The organism is Actinocrinis sp. (assembly GCF_035605935.1).
Lineage (GTDB): Bacteria > Actinomycetota > Actinomycetes > Streptomycetales > Catenulisporaceae > Actinocrinis.
In genome coordinates this window covers 1-14,764 of the sequence record NZ_DATNGK010000172.1, presented here as the reverse complement: position 1 = coordinate 14,764, position 14,764 = coordinate 1, and the positions used below count along the sequence as shown (strand labels likewise).

Sequence of the window (14,764 nt, the reverse complement as noted above, 5' to 3'; positions counted from 1 at the left end):
GCTGACGCTGGCGCTGCGTGCGCTGCACCCGGCGCGGGCGGGGCACACCGGCCCGCGCGAACTGCTGCTCAGCCTGCTGCACAGCCGGTTCGCCAAGGTGGTCTCCTCGCCGCTGTTCACGCTGCCGCTGTTCATCGCCAGCCTCTACGGCCTCTACTTCACGCCGATCTTCGACGTGCTGATGCGCAGCACCGCCGGGCACGACTACATGCTGTTCCACTTCCTCGCGGTCGGCCTGCTGTTCTTCTGGCCGATCATGGGCGCCGACCCGGCGCCGCACCGCTCGCCGTACGTGATCCGGATCCTCGAACTGTTCGCGGTCATGCCGTTCCACGCGTTCTTCGGCGTCGCGGTGATGATGTCCTCCTCGCTGATCACCACGACCTTCGCGCACCCACCGGCGGCGTGGAACGTGAACCCGGCCTCGGACCAGTCCACCGGCGGCGGGCTTGCCTGGGCCTTCGGTGAGGTGCCCACGCTGATCGTGCTGCTGGTGCTGTTCATGCAGTGGTCCCGCTCGGACGAGCGGGAGGCGCGACGTAAGGACCGGAAAGCGGATCGGGACGGCGACCTGGAGCTTTCCGACTACAACGCCTACCTGGCCGGGCTCGCCGCACGGGATGGCCGGACTGCATCGACTGGCTGAGTCGTCGAGCAGCTGATCTGTCGGTCAGCCGAGCGTCAGCCCAGCAGCATCAGGCCCATCACCACGGTCATCGCAAGTTCGCACGTGTACACCGTCACCGGCGCGGCGAGCAGTGCGACGGTGCTTGAGGGCAGCGGTTGCGCGGTAGCTGCCTTGGCGAGTCCGCTGCCCAAAAACACCACTGCTGTCCACGTGTAGATCGACGCGAGTGTGCTGACGGCGAGCCAGGGTGAGGACGCGGCCATGCCGGGCATGGCTGACATCCCGGTGGCTGTGGTCATCCCGGTACCTGCTGCCATCAAGACCATCGCCAGGCCGGTGATCACGTGATGCGGTTCGAGGGCGTGCGCCGGACGACAGGGCACCAGCGCGCCCCGCAATGCCGCGATCCGCCGCCGCGCGATCCGCCGCAGCCAGGCGCCCGCGACGACGGCCGTGGTCGCCGAGAAGAATCCGAGCAACACGCTGGCCGGCACGCCGAGCGGCAGCACCATTGGCACCATTCCCGCCGCCATGGCCAGATGGATCGCGTCGCCGGTCCGGCTGGTCAGGCCGCAACCGGGAACGTTCCGATCAGCCGGCGTCCGGTCCGCCGCGAGGCGCGCTGCGGACCGCGCGGCGAGAGCCAAGAGCACCGCCGCACTCGGCCAGGCGGCCGTCGCGGGAAGCGCGGAAAGTCCCACTGCCGACGACGGTGTGGCGGAAAGACTGAACGGCACGACGAGCTGCGCGAGTGGCGCCACGGCGGTCCCTCCCTCCTATCGCCGGACTCCTGCCCGCCGCCAGACCGGCCCGAATCCTCCCCAGTCCACTGAAATCGAGCAATCAGTAGCACTTCAGGCGCGCAGTGTGACCGGGCACACCCCGTATTCACCTCCGGAAGCTGGTGCGAGACGATGTCTGCCGTGCTGTCCGCTCCGCACCCGTCGCACCGCGCTCCGCGCGCGGTCCGCTCGGCGCTGTTCGCAGTTATCTGCGTCGGCGTCGGCGCGACGTTGCACGGCGTGGCCGGCGGATGCCCCGCGACCTGGACCGGGGTCGGCCTCGGGCTGGCCGCGGTATGGCTTGCGGCATGGTCCGGCCTCGCACGGGAACGCTCCTGGTCGGCCCTGACCGTCGGGCTCGGGATCGCCCAGGTCGGCCTGCACCTGCTGTTCACCGGCCTCGAATCGGGGGCGGCCACGGCGCACGCCACGGTTTTCGCCGTGTCGAATCCTGCGGCGAGGGCCATGCCGGACATGCCCGGCATGGTGATGCAGCATCCGAACCCGTACTCCGCCGCGCTCACGATGATCACCGCGCACGCGCTGGCGGTGGTGGTGTGCGGCTGGTGGCTCGGCCAGGGCGAGCGCGACTTCTTCGCGCTCTGCCGCGCCGTGGGTGCTCTGGCGGCCGCGCCGGTGCACCGCCTCGCCGAGGCCGTTGCCGCGTTGGCGGCGGTGGCGCGTTCTGGCGCGAACGTCGTACCGCGCAGCTACCGCTTCAGGCCGGATGACGGCCCCAAGCAGCGTCCTGCTCTGCTCTTCACCGCTCTTTCGTTCCGCGGGCCGCCTGTCGTCGCGTAGTACTCGCGATGAGCCATCCAGGCAGCAACGCCCGTGCATCCAGACTTACTACCCGTGGAACGGATCTTCTTCATGCGTTCATTCAGCTTGCTCAACTCGCCGGTTCGCCGCCGTGGCGCCGCGGTCGCCGTCACCGCCGCCGCGCTCGTCGCGGTGACCGCGCTGCCGGCCTCGGCGCACGTGACCGTCTCGCCCGACTCGCTGCCGAAGGGGTCGACCGCCGAGCTGACCTTCAAGGTGCCGAACGAGGAGTCGAACGCGACGACCACCACGGTGCAGCTCCAGATCCCCACCGACCACCCGATCGCGCAGGTGCTGCCTAAGCAGATCCCCGGCTGGACGGTGACGGTCAAGACCACCACGCTGGCCAAGCCGCTGAAGACCGACGACGGCACCTTCACCACTGCGGTCAACGAGATCGACTGGACCGGCGGCACCATCCCGGTCGGCCAGTACCAGGACTTCCAGATCTCGGTGGACCCGCTGCCCACCGACACCGATCAGCTGGTGTTCAAGGCGGTGCAGACCTACTCCAACGGCGACATCGTCCGCTGGATCGACCTGACCCAGGCAGGCCAGCCCGACCCTGACCACCCGGCCCCCGTGCTCGCGCTGACCGCGGCGCAATCCGCGGACTCTGGCGCAGCCGGTTCAGCTGGCACCGCCGCGGGTAGCACGCCGACCGCGGACTCGACCACCGCGGCCGCCGCGAAGTCCTCCAGCGGTGGCGGCGGCTCGGACACCACCGGGATCGTGCTCGGCGCGCTCGGCCTGGCCGCCGGCCTCGCCGCACTCGCGCTCAACCTCCTCGCCCGCCGACGCTCCGAATCCTGAGCAGGGACATGGCTTACCTTCCGATCCTCGGATCACACCCGGCGACCGCGGGGGCCGCGCAGGCTCCCCGGCCGTCCGGCCGGCTTTCCGGCCGGCTCGCCGCCCCGCCGCCGCGCGCCTCGCGCACGCGCCGGCTGTTCGCCGGTCTCGTCGCGGCGGTGGCACTCGTGCTCGCCGTGGCGGCTCCGGCCTCCGCGCACGCCACGCTGGAGCGCACCGACCCCTCGGACGGCTCGGTGCTGGCGGTGCAGCCGGCTGTCATCGCGGCGCAGTTCGACGAGTCGGTCGGGGTGAGCGCCGACAGCCTGCGCGTGTTCAGCCCCACCGGGCAACGGGTCGACAACGGCACCACCACGCACGGCGCGCAGGACAACATCATCACCATCTCCCTGCGCTCCGGGCTCGGCAACGGTACGTACACCGCGGCCTGGCACGTGATCTCCGCCGACTCGCACCCGGTTTCCGGCGCGTTCTCCTTCTCGATCGGCGCGCCGAGCAAGACCAGCGTGAACCCGACCGCGATCGTGACGCGGGCCAGCACGTTCCAGGGTGTCGCGTTCGGCGTCGCGCGTTGGGCGGCGTATCTGGCCTTCGCCTTGCTGGCCGGAACGATCGTGTTCCTCGCGCTGTGCTGGCCGAAGGGCGCCACGGCGCGCGGCTCGTTCCGGATGATCGTGATCGGATGGACGACGCTTGTCGCCTCGAGCGTCGTGCAGTTGCTGCTGCAGGGCGTCTACGCGAGTGGCCTGCCGCTCTCCCGCGCCTTCGATCCCTCGGTGATCCAGTCGACCACGGCCACCAGGTTCGGCACCACGATCGAGATCAGGCTGCTGATCCTCGCGGTGATAGCCCCGGCGGTGACGATCGGCGTGCAGCGGCTCACCGACGCGCGCTTCGGGTCGCGGATGCGGTCCGCCGCGCTCGCGCTGCTCGGCACGATGGGACTCGCGGCCACCTGGGCCGCGACCGGGCACGCTTCGACCGGCATCCAGGTGCCGATCTCGGTGGTCTCGGACATCCTGCACCTGAGCGCGATGGCCGTCTGGCTCGGCGGCCTGGCGATGCTGGTACTGGTCGTGCTGCGGGCGCCGGAGAAGCCGAAGCAGGCGGCCGCCGCGGTCAACCGCTTCTCGACAGTCGCGCTGACCTGCGTCTGCATCATGATTGGTACTGGCACGTACCAGGCCTGGCGCGACGTCGGCTCGCTGCATGTCCTGTTCGACGAGGCGTATGGCCGACTGATCCTGGTCAAGATCACCGGACTGCTGCTGCTGATCGGCCTCGGCTACTACGCGCGCCAGAAAATCGCCTCGGGGCTTAACGCATCTATCGCTAGCAGCGGCGCGGGCACGGCAGTCGCAGCGTCGTCTAAGGGCAGCGCCAGGACGGCCACGGCAAGTGTCGATACTGCGATCGCAGAGCCGGAAGCCGGGACCGAGGGTGAGACTGAGACCGAGCGGGCGAAGGAGCCCGCAGCAGTCTCGCAAGCCTCGGCAGGAGCGCCTCCCGCGCGGCCAGCTGGACGCCCTGGGCGTCAACCGGGGATGAACAAGCCGGGACGACGTACCGCACGCGTCGGCGGCGTACCGCGCCAAAGCGACCCGACCTCCCGAACAGTTGAGACGCTGGGCAAGCTGCGCCGATCGGTGGCGGCGGAGACCGCCATCGCGCTCATCGTGCTCGCGGCGACGGCGATCGTGGTCGATTCGGTACCGGGCCGCGGCGCGGGCGGGCTCTCGAGTCAGCCCGGTTCAACTGACGTGTCGGTGCCCTTCAACACCGGGACGGCCTCGGGCACGGTGCTGGTCCTCGTCGAGCCCGGGAAGGTCGGCCCGAACCAGACGCACATGCTGATCGAGAACACGAAGGGCGAACCGTACAGCCCGGTCGAGGTAACGGTCTCGTACTCGCTGCCGGCGCGGAAGATCGGGCCGATCGACTCGAAGGTGATCGTGAACGGCCCCGGGCACTACGTGGATCAGCCCACGGCGTTGAGCGTCCCCGGCCAGTGGCAGGTGGCGATCACGATCCGCAGCGACGACTTCGACGAGACGACCGTGCGGGTGCCGGTGCCCGTCAGCTGACCGGTTCAGCATGACGCGCACCAGATTTGACGCGCTATCAGTATGAAATCCCGACCGGTTTCCACTCATTTGGCGCAGTTCGCGGCATAACTGAATAAGCTCCGGAGTACACATTCCGATGTGAACAGGACGAGCAAGCGGTGGCTGGCCCCGGCGGCCTTGAGCGTCGCCGGAGTCGCCGTTTTCACAGCGGGCTGGTGCGGTTACTCCAGCAGCTTCGAGCGTGGCGGGTTCGGGTCGGGCGGCTCGGCCGGCTCCGCGGCCGCGGCCGCCGCCGACGTCGCGGCGCCCCCACCTGCTCCGGCGACCATCTCGATCGCGAACGGTGCGACGGGCGTCTCCCCGGACAGCGCCGTGACGGTCACCGCTCCACCCGGCGATCAAGTCGGCGTGGTCGAGCTGGTCTATCGAGCCGAAGATGTGCCCGGCTCGTTCAGTGCGGACCGCCGCACCTGGACCTCCTCCGGTCCGCTGCGCGCCGGGGTCTCGTATGACCTGACCGCGGTGACCATGGACGACGCGGGCGGCACCAGGCTTCAGCGGTCCTCGTTCAGCACGAGCCGACCGGACGCTGCGCTGGGCATCGACCTGATCTCTCCAGCGGACGGCTCGGCGGTAGGGGTCGGGCAGCCGATCGTGCTCGCCTTCACCCGGCCGATCGCGGCGCAGGACCGCGCGGCGATGGAGGAGGCGCTCAGCGTCTCCGCGCAGCCTCCGCAGGCCGGGCACTGGAGCTGGCTCTCGGCCGCGCGCGTCGACTACCGCCCGCAGAACTATTGGCTGCCGGGCACCACCGTTACGGCCCACCTGGCGATCAACGGGCTCGGCGACGGTCATGGGCACTACGCGACCGCCGATCACAACCTCACGTTCACGGTAGGCCGTGATCAGGAGACGACGATCGACCTGAGAGCGGATAAGGCGACTGTGCGTCGCTCGGGCCAGGTCGTGCGCACGTTCGCGGTCACCGGCGGCAAGCCCGGCCTGGACACCTGGGGCGGCACTTACGCGGTCATCGACAAGGCCCCGGACGTGCACATGGACTCGCGTACCGCAGGGCTCGGCGACGAGTACGACATACCGGACGTGAAGTGGGACGTGCACCTGACGTATACGGGCACATACGTGCACTCAGCGCCGTGGTCGGAGGGCGCGCAAGGTGTGCGTAACATCAGCCACGGCTGCGTAGGAGCATCGCCGACGAATGCGCAATGGTTCTTCGCGAACACCCTGCCCGGCGACATCGTGAAGGTGGTCAACTCGCCACGACAGGTCGCGCCGGGCAACGGCTTCGCGGACTGGCAGGAGGCATGGCCGCAGTGGCTCGCGGGCTCCGCAGCGCCGCAACACAATGTCGTAACCCAGCGCTCGAACGACCTGCTCTAACAACGACGTGCTCTGACACAGCGCCCAGTGCGGCAAACGGCGCGTGCCTCGACAGGAGTATCCGTCGAGGCACGCGCCTTCGTAACTATCGAGCCGCTACATGGCCGCTACCGCAGTGACGCCGCCAGCGCCGAGGTCAGCGAGCCGTTCGCGTCGTCGCCGTCCAGCGACCACACCGAGGCACCGCGCAGACCGGCGAAGTCGGCGTAGAGGCCCTTGGCGAAGACCGTCTGCGGGTTGTCGTAGGTCCAGAAGGTCTGCGACGCCGGGTCGTACTTCCAGATCGACGCGGTCACCGGGTCGAAGTGCACAGTGCCGGGCTCGGTGACGACGGTCTTGTATCCGGCCTGGTCGGTCGGCGCCGCTCCGGTCGCGCTCTGGTACAGCCCGTTGTTGGTCGGACCGACACCGGCCCAGGCGTGCGCGTAGTACGGGATCTCAATCGCGATCTTGCTGGCCGGAACGCCGTTCTTCTCGTAGTAGGCCACGCTCTGCACGATGGAGAACTTGCCGTTGGCCGGCTGCGGGTCCTTCGGGTCCGGCAGCAGGTTGGCGGCGAAGTCGGTGATCGAGTCCCAGCCGCCGTGCATGTCCACGGTCATCACGTTGTACCAGTCCAGGCTCGCGGCGGCGGCCTTGAGCTGGAGCTGCTGCGCCGCCGCGTACTGGTTCGGCGAGGTGTCCGCGGTCAGCAGGTAGTGCTGGTGGCTCGCCACGCCCGCCGTGTTCAGCGCGCCGCGGAAGTCGTGCAGCAGCGCGGTGAAGTCGGCGGTGTCCTGCGGGCCGTACGGGTTGTTGTTGCCCGGCTCGTTCGGGTACTCCCAGTCCAGGTCGATGCCGTCGAAGATGCCCTTCGCGGCGCCGGCGGGCAGGCCCGGGATGTTCCCGTTGAGGTACTGGTCCACGCAGGACTGCACGAACTTCTGCCGCCCGGCCTCAGTGGCGGCCAGGTCGGAGAAGTGGCTCGACCAGCTCCAGCCGCCGATCGAGATGACGATCTTGAGGTTCGGGTAGGCGGCCTTGAGCTCCTTGAGCTGGTTGAAGTTGCCGGCCAGGGACTGGCCGGCGGCGTCGGCGACGCCGTTCACGCTCTCCGCGGCGGCGAACGGCCGCTGGTAGTCGGCCCAGCTGTCGCCGGACGTGCACTGGCCGTCCGCGGACACGCTGGAGAACGCGTAGTTGATCTCGGTGAGCTTGGCCGCGGCCCCGTCCGCGATCAGGTTCTTCTCGAAGAAGCCCGAGTAGATGCCCCACTGGGTGAAGTACCCGATGGCGACCTTTCCGCCGCCGCCGGCGCCGTGATGATCCGCCGTCACGCCGGCGGCCTGCGCGGCCGGGGCGGACGCCGCGAGCAGCGCGCCCGCGGCGGCGACGCCGGCCAGTCGGCGGCGGGCGCGGTGGCCCGGCCGTCTCTTCGCGGTGGTGCCGTTGGTGCTCTCGCGCATGTGCTCTCCTCAACGACGGGAAAGAAAGAACACACGGTCGTCCGGGCGGCCGGCCGCGCGCAGCACGAACGTGGCGATGCGCGACGGATCCGCCTGCCGAAGTGAACCAGCCAGGATTGGACTAGACCATGCTGGCGACAGGTATAGTCCAATCCCGGCTCGCGGGCAAGGGTCCGCAGGTCTCGCCTCGACAACGCCTTTCGGTCGGGGCCAACCCGCGCGCGGTCAATACGTGCCTGATCAGCAGCGCGAGAGCCGTACAGAACCAGCGTCAGAGACTGTCAGTGCCGACGCCGCGGGCGCTTCCTCGTGGAGGCGAGCTGCGGGTAGCCGCGCGCGAGAACCACGCCGCCGACCAGGAACACGGCCCCGGACGCGCCGATCACGAACCCGAGCGGCGGCTGGATGTCCTGCACCGCGGCGACCGCCTGGGTCCTGGTCGCCTTCGACTGGGTCGAGGCGCTCAGGCTGGGACTGTCCGCCGGAAGGAAGCCGGACTGCCACGGGGCCGGGGCCGGCTGGGTCAAATCGTTGCCGTTCGGTGCGAGCTCGTTGACGCCGTTCTGCAACGCGGCGAAGTTGAGCCCGTTCGCGGGGTTCAGCGGCAGCGTGCCGCCGTCCACCACGCCGTCGTAGCGGAACGGAGTGAAACCGCTGGTGAGGAAGCGCTGGATCGGCGCGTCCACCACGAACCGCGCGTCAGTGCCCGTATGCGACTCTTCGTAGTAGTCGAACATGGTGTGCGCTGAGTCGGCCCAGCCGGCGAAGAGCACCGTGTGACCCGAGGAGAGCAGGATGTCGCCAGGCAGCAGCGTGCTCGCGTCGATGACATGCGAGACGGTGTTCAGGTTGCCGGTCCAGAAGTCAATGTTCTGATCGAGCGCCCAGGCCATCGAGACGTAACCGGAGCAGTCCTGCCGGTACGTGCCGTACGCGTCCCTCTTCCAAGCCGTCTGGCTATAGGGAACCTGCTCGCGCAGCCAAGCCTGTGCGCGCACGATGATCTGCGCCCGCGCGATCGTTCCGTGCGGGTAACGCACCGATGAGTCGCCCGGAGGCACGTCAGTGTACGGAAATCCGTCGCCACCGCCGCCATCGCCACCGCCCACGACCGGCGGCGGGGTATACGGGCTCGTAATCGGTGGCGGCGGCGGAGTAGAGCTCTTAGTCGCGGCCGGCGTCGTGCTCTTCGAGGCCGACGCAGAGGTCGAAGCCGAGGTCGAGACCGAGCTCTTACTCGGTGTCGCGGAAGGGCTCTTACTCGGTGACCCGCTACCCGAAGGACAGGGCGAGGGCGACCCGGGATCGCTCGGTGTCGCGCTGGCTGACGTGGCAGGTGCCGACGCGCTCGAACCACTGGACGGACCAGCGGATGAGGAACTCGACGCAGACGCGGAAGCCGACGCGGACTGCGAGGGAGATGCGCAGCTACTCGGCGTCCCCGACGAGGCGGTCTGCGCGACGCCCACGTTCGCGGGTATCACCAGCAGGGCGCCGATCGCGACAGTACCTGTCGCCACCGCCCCCGCCACGGATACCGCGGACCGACCGCCCCTGCGCACTTGCCCACGCACTTGCCTTGGCACTTTCCAACCCCCAGCTATTGCAGCTTGCCGTGCATTCGGATCATGCGCTCGTGCCAGAGCGCACCGTCCCACCGTAACGAATCTCGTCGCGTCCGGGCACCCCCGATCAATCTAAGAGTCGACGAAGAATCGCCACTAGCCAGCCCCCGTGGACCGCACTACGTTGCGTAAAAGCTTCGTTCAGGAGGGGAGCGAGCTGGTGGTGGGCGGCACGGCAGAAAGCGGCGCGACGGAGGAAGACGACGCCGCAAAGCCGGACGAAACGGACTGGCGCGAGGGAGTTCGCGGACTGGATCTGCCCAGGTTGACGCGTTATCTCGGGGTGCGGCTGCCCGGATCCGTGCGGCCGCCGCTGCGCGCGATTCCGTTGCCTGGCGGGCGTTCCAACCTTACCTACGAGCTCTGCGATGCGGATGGCAGGGTCTGTGTACTGCGTCGTCCGCCGCTGCCCGTTGGGGAAGGAAATCAGGTCCCGATTCCAGCCACGCTTGCCCCTCCGGCACCGGGCGTAGGGCGCGGCGACGTCCGGCGCGAGTACCAAGTGATCAGAGCGCTGTTCCAGGCGCACGGGCGCGGTGGACGGGTGCCGGTCGCCGAGCCGTTCCTGCTGTGCCAGGACAGTTCGGTGATCGGCGCGCCGTTCTTCGTGACCGCCAAGGTGCCCGGGATCGTGTTCCGCCGGGACAAACAGGCCGCGGCGCTCAGCCCGGCGCAGTCAAGGTCGCTGGCTTATGGCTTGATCGACACCCTCGCCGCGCTGCACCTGCTCGACGTGCGCGCGACCGGACTGGCCGACTTCGCGCGCACCGACCAGTTCCTGATCCGCCAGGTGGACCGCTGGGACCGGCTGCACGCCGCCTCGGCCAGCCGCGAGGTGCCCAAGCTGGCCCGCCTCGCCTCCGGGCTGCGCGCCGGGGTGCCGGTCGCCGACCGTGTGGCGATTCTGCACGGCGACTACCGGCTGGAGAACGTCGTGGTCTCCACCGCCACGCCGGGCCGAATCGCGGCGGTGCTCGACTGGGAAGCGGCCACCCTCGGTGACCCGCTCGTCGATCTGGGTCTGCTGCTCACCTTCTGGGAGGGGGCGGGGGCCGCGATCAAGCCGATCGCCTCGGCGCACACCAGCAATCGCGGATTCCCCACCGTCCGCCAGATGGCAGAGCGGTACACCGCCAAGACCGGCTTCGATCCGTCGCGAATCGGCTGGTATATCGCGCTGAACCACTACCGGGTCGCCGGATTGCTCGAAGCGCTGCATTACCGCACCCGGCACGGCCTGCCAGTCGCCCCCGGTCTGGAGCACGCGGGGACGTGGGTAGCGGAGCTGGTCGAGTCGGGCCTGGCCGCTTTGCGCGATGACTTCTAAGCGATTACTTCTCTACGACGTCCAAGACGTGCGCCGCCTTAACCGGCGCTAGTTCCAAAACACGCCCTAATACGCGGCACCCAACGCCAAGCCCTACTAGCCTCGGCAATACGTATGCGAAACTCATCGACGGCCGGACGCACCCTCCCCCGCCGATTCACTTTCGCGGTCGCGGGTAAGGGGTGAACGTGGCCCAGCTCGCATACTCACGGCTGCGCGCCGAGGCCGCCGCCGTGTTGGGGCCGCCTTGGCGAGTGTTGCGCGCCGACAAACTGACCGCATTCCCCATCGCCGTCAGCTGCACCGCGCTGATCGGGGCCTTTGCGCTCATCCAGCACACCACGGCCGGATGGTGGATCGTCGAGCACATCGCCGGCGTGTATCAAGCGCTCCCGTTGCCGCTGATCCTGCTGCGCCTTCCGCTCTCGATGCTCGCACCGGCGCCCGACCTGCCGGCCTGGGGTGCGATGCTCCAAGTCTTGGTCGTCTTCGCGCTGAGCGAAGTGCATCTCGGCCGCATGCGCACACTGATCACCGCGGTGTGCGTGAACGGACTCACGACTGTGTCCGCGCGCATCATGGTCATCGTCGGCCTGCATCTGGCCATAGGGACGCCGCAGGTCGATCAATACGAGCTGGACACCGGACCGTCCACAGTCGTCGTCGCGCTGAGCATCTACGTGGCGCTGAAATGCCGCGCCTACCTCATCTTGACGATCACCGCCGCGGCGATGGGCGGCGAAGCGATCGCGCTGCCCAACCTCGCCGGACGGGAACATCTGGTGGCGCTCGGCCTCGGCGTGGCCGCCTACCTGATCGGCGAACGGCGGCGGCTACCGCTACGCCGCCTGTCACGCAGCGTCGCGCCGCCACCGCCGCCCACCGTGGCGGCCGGTCCGGCCGGTCAGCTCACCGCCGCTCCGGCCGTCCCAGCCGCCGCAAGGACCTCAATCGTCCCAGCCAGCTCAACCGTTACTGCTTCTGCTACTGCAAGTACCCCTCGACCTCACGGGCCGGACGCAGTTCCTCCGCGTCCGACGCCCCAGCCCTGAACCGGCGGATCTGGTCCCAGAGCTGATCCAGTTCCACCTCGAGCGCCTTGAGCCTGGCCCGCTCCTCCGCGTCGAGACCGTGGACCTCAACCGACCGGATTCGCAGCCGGTGCTGCTCCGCTTCCACCTCGGCGATCCTCGCCTGGATCTCCTGCTCGGCTTCCATGGCGCTGTCCTCTCCACTCGAAGGCCGACGAGTCGTCCTCATCGCCTTCCAGGAGACCACACCAGCCGCACAAGCGCACGAGCCTGCGCACAACCATCGGCGCCGAAGCGGCGTCAAACTGTGATACCGGTCACATCTGACGCGCCATCACGCTCACATGCCCCAACGCGCCCCCGCCGCGAGTCGACAGCGGGGCGGGTCATTCTATATATACGAATGCTGATTGTTTGGCGCAGCAGCAAAACCCGAGGAGCCGTGACGCCGTGACCCCCGAGCCAGCCGTCCCGAGACCGCGCACGGCCGGCGCCGCGCAGCGTTCGGCCTCCGCGGCCCCCGGCGCCGCTCCCGCGCCCAATCTCGCGGTGCCCGCCGCGCACCCCGCGCCGCGTCTCGCGCAGAGCCGGGACCGCGGCACGGTCGCGGTGATCCTCTTCCAGAACGCGCCGCTGTTCGAAAGCTCGATCCCGCTGACCGTCTTCGGTATCGACCGGCGCGGCCAGGGTCTGCCGTACTACCGGCTGCTGGCCTGTATGGGCGAGGCCGGGCCATTGCCGACCACCGGCGGGATCCTGATGGCCACGCCGTACGGGCTGGCGGCTGCGGACGCGGCGGGCACGGTGATCGTCCCGTCCTGGCGTGCTCCCGCCGAACGCCCGCCCGAGCCGGCCCTGGCCACGCTGCGCCGCGCCGCCAAGGAGGGCGCCCGAGTGGTCGGCCTGGACCTCGGCGTGTTCGTGCTGGCCGCCGCGGGCCTACTCGACGACCGGTCCGCGACGACGCACTGGATGTACGCGCCGGCACTCTCCCGCCGCCACCCGCGCGTGCGCGTCCAGCCGCGCGAGTTGTGCGTGGACACCGGTCAGTTCATCACGGGGGCGGGCGCCGCCGCGGGCTTCGACGCGTGCCTGCATGTCGTGCGCCGCGACCACGGTCCGCAGTCCGCAGCCAGCCTCGCCCGCCGCCTCGTCTTCCCGATCGGCCGACGCGGCGGACAGGCGCCGTACTTCGACGCCGAGCTGCCCGAGGAACTGCTCGGCGATCCGATAGCCGAGGCGATGGCGTGGGCGCTGGACCATCTGACCGAGCCGTTCGACGTGGACGCGATGGCCGAGCGCGCGTCCCTCTCCCGCCGCTCGTTCGACCGCAGATTCCGGTCAGCCACCGGCTCTGCGCCGCTCCAGTGGCTCAACGCGCAGCGAGTGATGTACGCGCAGCGGATGCTTGAATCCACCGACCTGCCGATGGACCAGGTGGCGTTACGCAGCGGGTTCGGGTCCTTAGTGGCGATGCGCGGTCATTTCCGGCGGCACCTTTCGACCTCCCCTACCGCGTACCGCCAGACGTTCCGCGGCGCGCTCTCGGACTCCGGCGGCGACGCCCAGCACCCGTCCGCACACGGTCAGCTCCACGGGCAGCGTCAAGAGCAGCCCGAAACACGACCCCCTTCACGTCCACAAGCCCACGCCGGCTTCCCCGTACGCGACGGTGCATAACCCCAACGGCCGATACGCTGGCGGCATGAACGGCATCAACGACCGGCTGGTATGGATCGACTGCGAAATGACCGGCCTCGATCTCTCCCGCGACGCGCTCATCGAGGTGGCCGCGCTCGTCACCGACTCAGAGCTGAACATCCTCGGCGACGGCGTGGACGCGGTGATCAAACCTCCGGCCGAAGCCGTGGAACAGATGCTTCCGATCGTCCGCGAAATGCACACGGCCTCCGGCCTGCTGAACGAACTGGAGAGCGGCCGGGACATGGCCGAGGCCCAGCAACTGGTGCTCGACTACATCCAGCGACACGTCCCCGAAGCCCGCAAGGCCCCGCTGGCCGGGAACACGGTCGGCACTGACCGCGGCTTCCTCGCCCGCGACATGCCCGAGCTGGAAGGCCACCTGCACTACCGGGTCGTCGACGTCTCGAGCATCAAGGAGCTGGTCCGCCGCTGGTACCCGAGGGTCTACTTCCAGGCGCCGCCGAAGACCGGCAACCACCGCGCGCTCGGCGACATCAAGGACTCGATCGAGGAGCTTCGCTACTACCGCGCCACAGTTTTCGTGCCCCTCCCCGGCCCGGACTCGGAGACCGCGCGCGCCACGGCCGCCCAATTCGGCACCGCCGGCCCGGAGCCCGCCGCGCGCTGAACGACGGCGCTGCGTCGAGCGGCGAGCGGCGAGCGGCGAGCGGCGACCGGAACGCGAGAACCCGCCCGCGACAGGCCCGCGCCGCGCGCCGCCCGCTAATGCGTTTCGGAGCACCCCCGCGCGTCCGCTACACTCTTCCAAGCGAGACAGCAGCACGTCATGGTGGGTGTAGCTCAGCTGGCAGAGCGCCAGGTTGTGGTCCTGGATGTCGTGGGTTCAAGTCCCATCACTCACCCCAAAGCAGCGCCCCTGAACTGCGGAAACACAGTTCAGGGGCGCTTTGTCGTGCCTGCCGGCGCACGCCCGGCGCAGCCCTCGGCGCGCCCCGCACCACCGCGCCACCAGCGCGAATCCGGTCCCTGAAGAACCGATTTCAACTGCGCGGCGATCTACGGTAGTCTCTTCCACGCAACGCGCGCCGTTAGCTCAATAGGCAGAGCAGCTGACTCTTAATCAGCGGGTTCGGGGTTCAAGTCCCTGACGGCGCAC

General features: G+C 69.3%; 13 protein-coding genes and 2 tRNA genes. 11 read left to right on the top strand and 4 right to left on the bottom strand.

What is annotated here, in order from left to right; translation table 11 throughout:
- Positions 1 to 646: cytochrome c oxidase assembly protein (locus tag VN779_RS14270; protein WP_325723369.1), on the top strand; the 646-nt coding region annotated here is incomplete at its 5' end.
- A 35-nt stretch (positions 647 to 681) separates the two neighbouring features.
- On the opposite strand, the gene VN779_RS14265 is transcribed toward VN779_RS14270, so the two are convergent.
- Positions 682 to 1,389, bottom strand: coding sequence for a DUF5134 domain-containing protein (locus VN779_RS14265; protein ID WP_325723367.1), 708 nt, complete (start codon positions 1,387 to 1,389; stop codon positions 682 to 684).
- 153 nt (positions 1,390 to 1,542) lie between these two features.
- On the opposite strand from VN779_RS14265, the gene VN779_RS14260 reads away from it, so the two are divergent.
- From VN779_RS14260 to VN779_RS14245, 4 genes are all read left to right on the top strand, one after another.
- Positions 1,543 to 2,211 carry a hypothetical protein gene (locus VN779_RS14260; protein ID WP_325723365.1) on the top strand — a complete coding sequence of 223 codons (669 nt, stop codon included), beginning with the start codon at positions 1,543 to 1,545 and terminating at the stop codon, positions 2,209 to 2,211.
- A gap of 72 nt (positions 2,212 to 2,283) precedes the next feature.
- The gene (locus VN779_RS14255) at positions 2,284 to 3,045 is read left to right on the top strand and encodes a YcnI family protein (protein ID WP_325723364.1); all 762 of its coding nucleotides are present in this window, start codon (positions 2,284 to 2,286) and stop codon (positions 3,043 to 3,045) included.
- An 8-nt stretch (positions 3,046 to 3,053) separates the two neighbouring features.
- Positions 3,054 to 5,129: a copper resistance CopC/CopD family protein gene (locus VN779_RS14250; protein ID WP_325723362.1), complete on the top strand. Its 2,076-nt coding sequence runs from the start codon at positions 3,054 to 3,056 to the stop codon at positions 5,127 to 5,129.
- A 120-nt stretch (positions 5,130 to 5,249) separates the two neighbouring features.
- On the top strand, positions 5,250 to 6,515 hold the full coding sequence (locus VN779_RS14245; protein ID WP_325723360.1) for a L,D-transpeptidase: 1,266 nt from the start codon (positions 5,250 to 5,252) through the stop codon (positions 6,513 to 6,515).
- Between the two features lie 107 nt (positions 6,516 to 6,622).
- Here the strand turns inward: VN779_RS14245 and VN779_RS14240 are convergent, their stop codons facing one another.
- Together VN779_RS14240 and VN779_RS14235 are read right to left on the bottom strand one after the other, a co-directional pair.
- Positions 6,623 to 7,960 carry a glycoside hydrolase family 18 protein gene (locus VN779_RS14240; RefSeq protein ID WP_325723358.1) on the bottom strand — a complete coding sequence of 446 codons (1,338 nt, stop codon included), beginning with the start codon at positions 7,958 to 7,960 and terminating at the stop codon, positions 6,623 to 6,625.
- A 281-nt stretch (positions 7,961 to 8,241) separates the two neighbouring features.
- Positions 8,242 to 9,021, bottom strand: coding sequence for a hypothetical protein (locus VN779_RS14235; RefSeq protein WP_325723357.1), 780 nt, complete (start codon positions 9,019 to 9,021; stop codon positions 8,242 to 8,244).
- Between the two features lie 673 nt (positions 9,022 to 9,694).
- On the opposite strand from VN779_RS14235, the gene VN779_RS14230 reads away from it, so the two are divergent.
- Both VN779_RS14230 and VN779_RS14225 read left to right on the top strand, forming a co-directional pair.
- Entirely contained in the window at positions 9,695 to 10,912 is a 1,218-nt protein-coding gene (locus tag VN779_RS14230) for a phosphotransferase family protein (protein WP_325723355.1), read from the top strand.
- Positions 10,913 to 11,100: 188 nt separating this feature from the next.
- Positions 11,101 to 11,964: a hypothetical protein gene (locus VN779_RS14225; protein WP_325723353.1), complete on the top strand. Its 864-nt coding sequence runs from the start codon at positions 11,101 to 11,103 to the stop codon at positions 11,962 to 11,964.
- Here the strand turns inward: VN779_RS14225 and VN779_RS14220 are convergent.
- Complete coding sequence (locus tag VN779_RS14220) at positions 11,897 to 12,130, bottom strand: DUF2630 family protein (protein ID WP_324839618.1); 234 nt, start codon at positions 12,128 to 12,130, stop codon at positions 11,897 to 11,899. The genes VN779_RS14225 and VN779_RS14220 overlap by 68 nt on opposite strands.
- A gap of 263 nt (positions 12,131 to 12,393) precedes the next feature.
- Between VN779_RS14220 and VN779_RS14215 the strand changes: the two genes are divergently transcribed.
- From VN779_RS14215 to VN779_RS14200, 4 genes are all read left to right on the top strand, one after another.
- The gene (locus VN779_RS14215) at positions 12,394 to 13,623 is read left to right on the top strand and encodes a helix-turn-helix domain-containing protein (RefSeq protein WP_325723351.1); all 1,230 of its coding nucleotides are present in this window, start codon (positions 12,394 to 12,396) and stop codon (positions 13,621 to 13,623) included.
- Positions 13,624 to 13,657: 34 nt separating this feature from the next.
- The gene (gene orn / locus VN779_RS14210; protein ID WP_349260791.1) at positions 13,658 to 14,275 is read left to right on the top strand and encodes an oligoribonuclease; all 618 of its coding nucleotides are present in this window, start codon (positions 13,658 to 13,660) and stop codon (positions 14,273 to 14,275) included.
- Positions 14,276 to 14,437: 162 nt separating this feature from the next.
- Positions 14,438 to 14,513, top strand: a tRNA-His gene (locus VN779_RS14205).
- 177 nt (positions 14,514 to 14,690) lie between these two features.
- Positions 14,691 to 14,763, top strand: a tRNA-Lys gene (locus VN779_RS14200).
- Position 14,764: the final 1 nt, after the last annotated feature.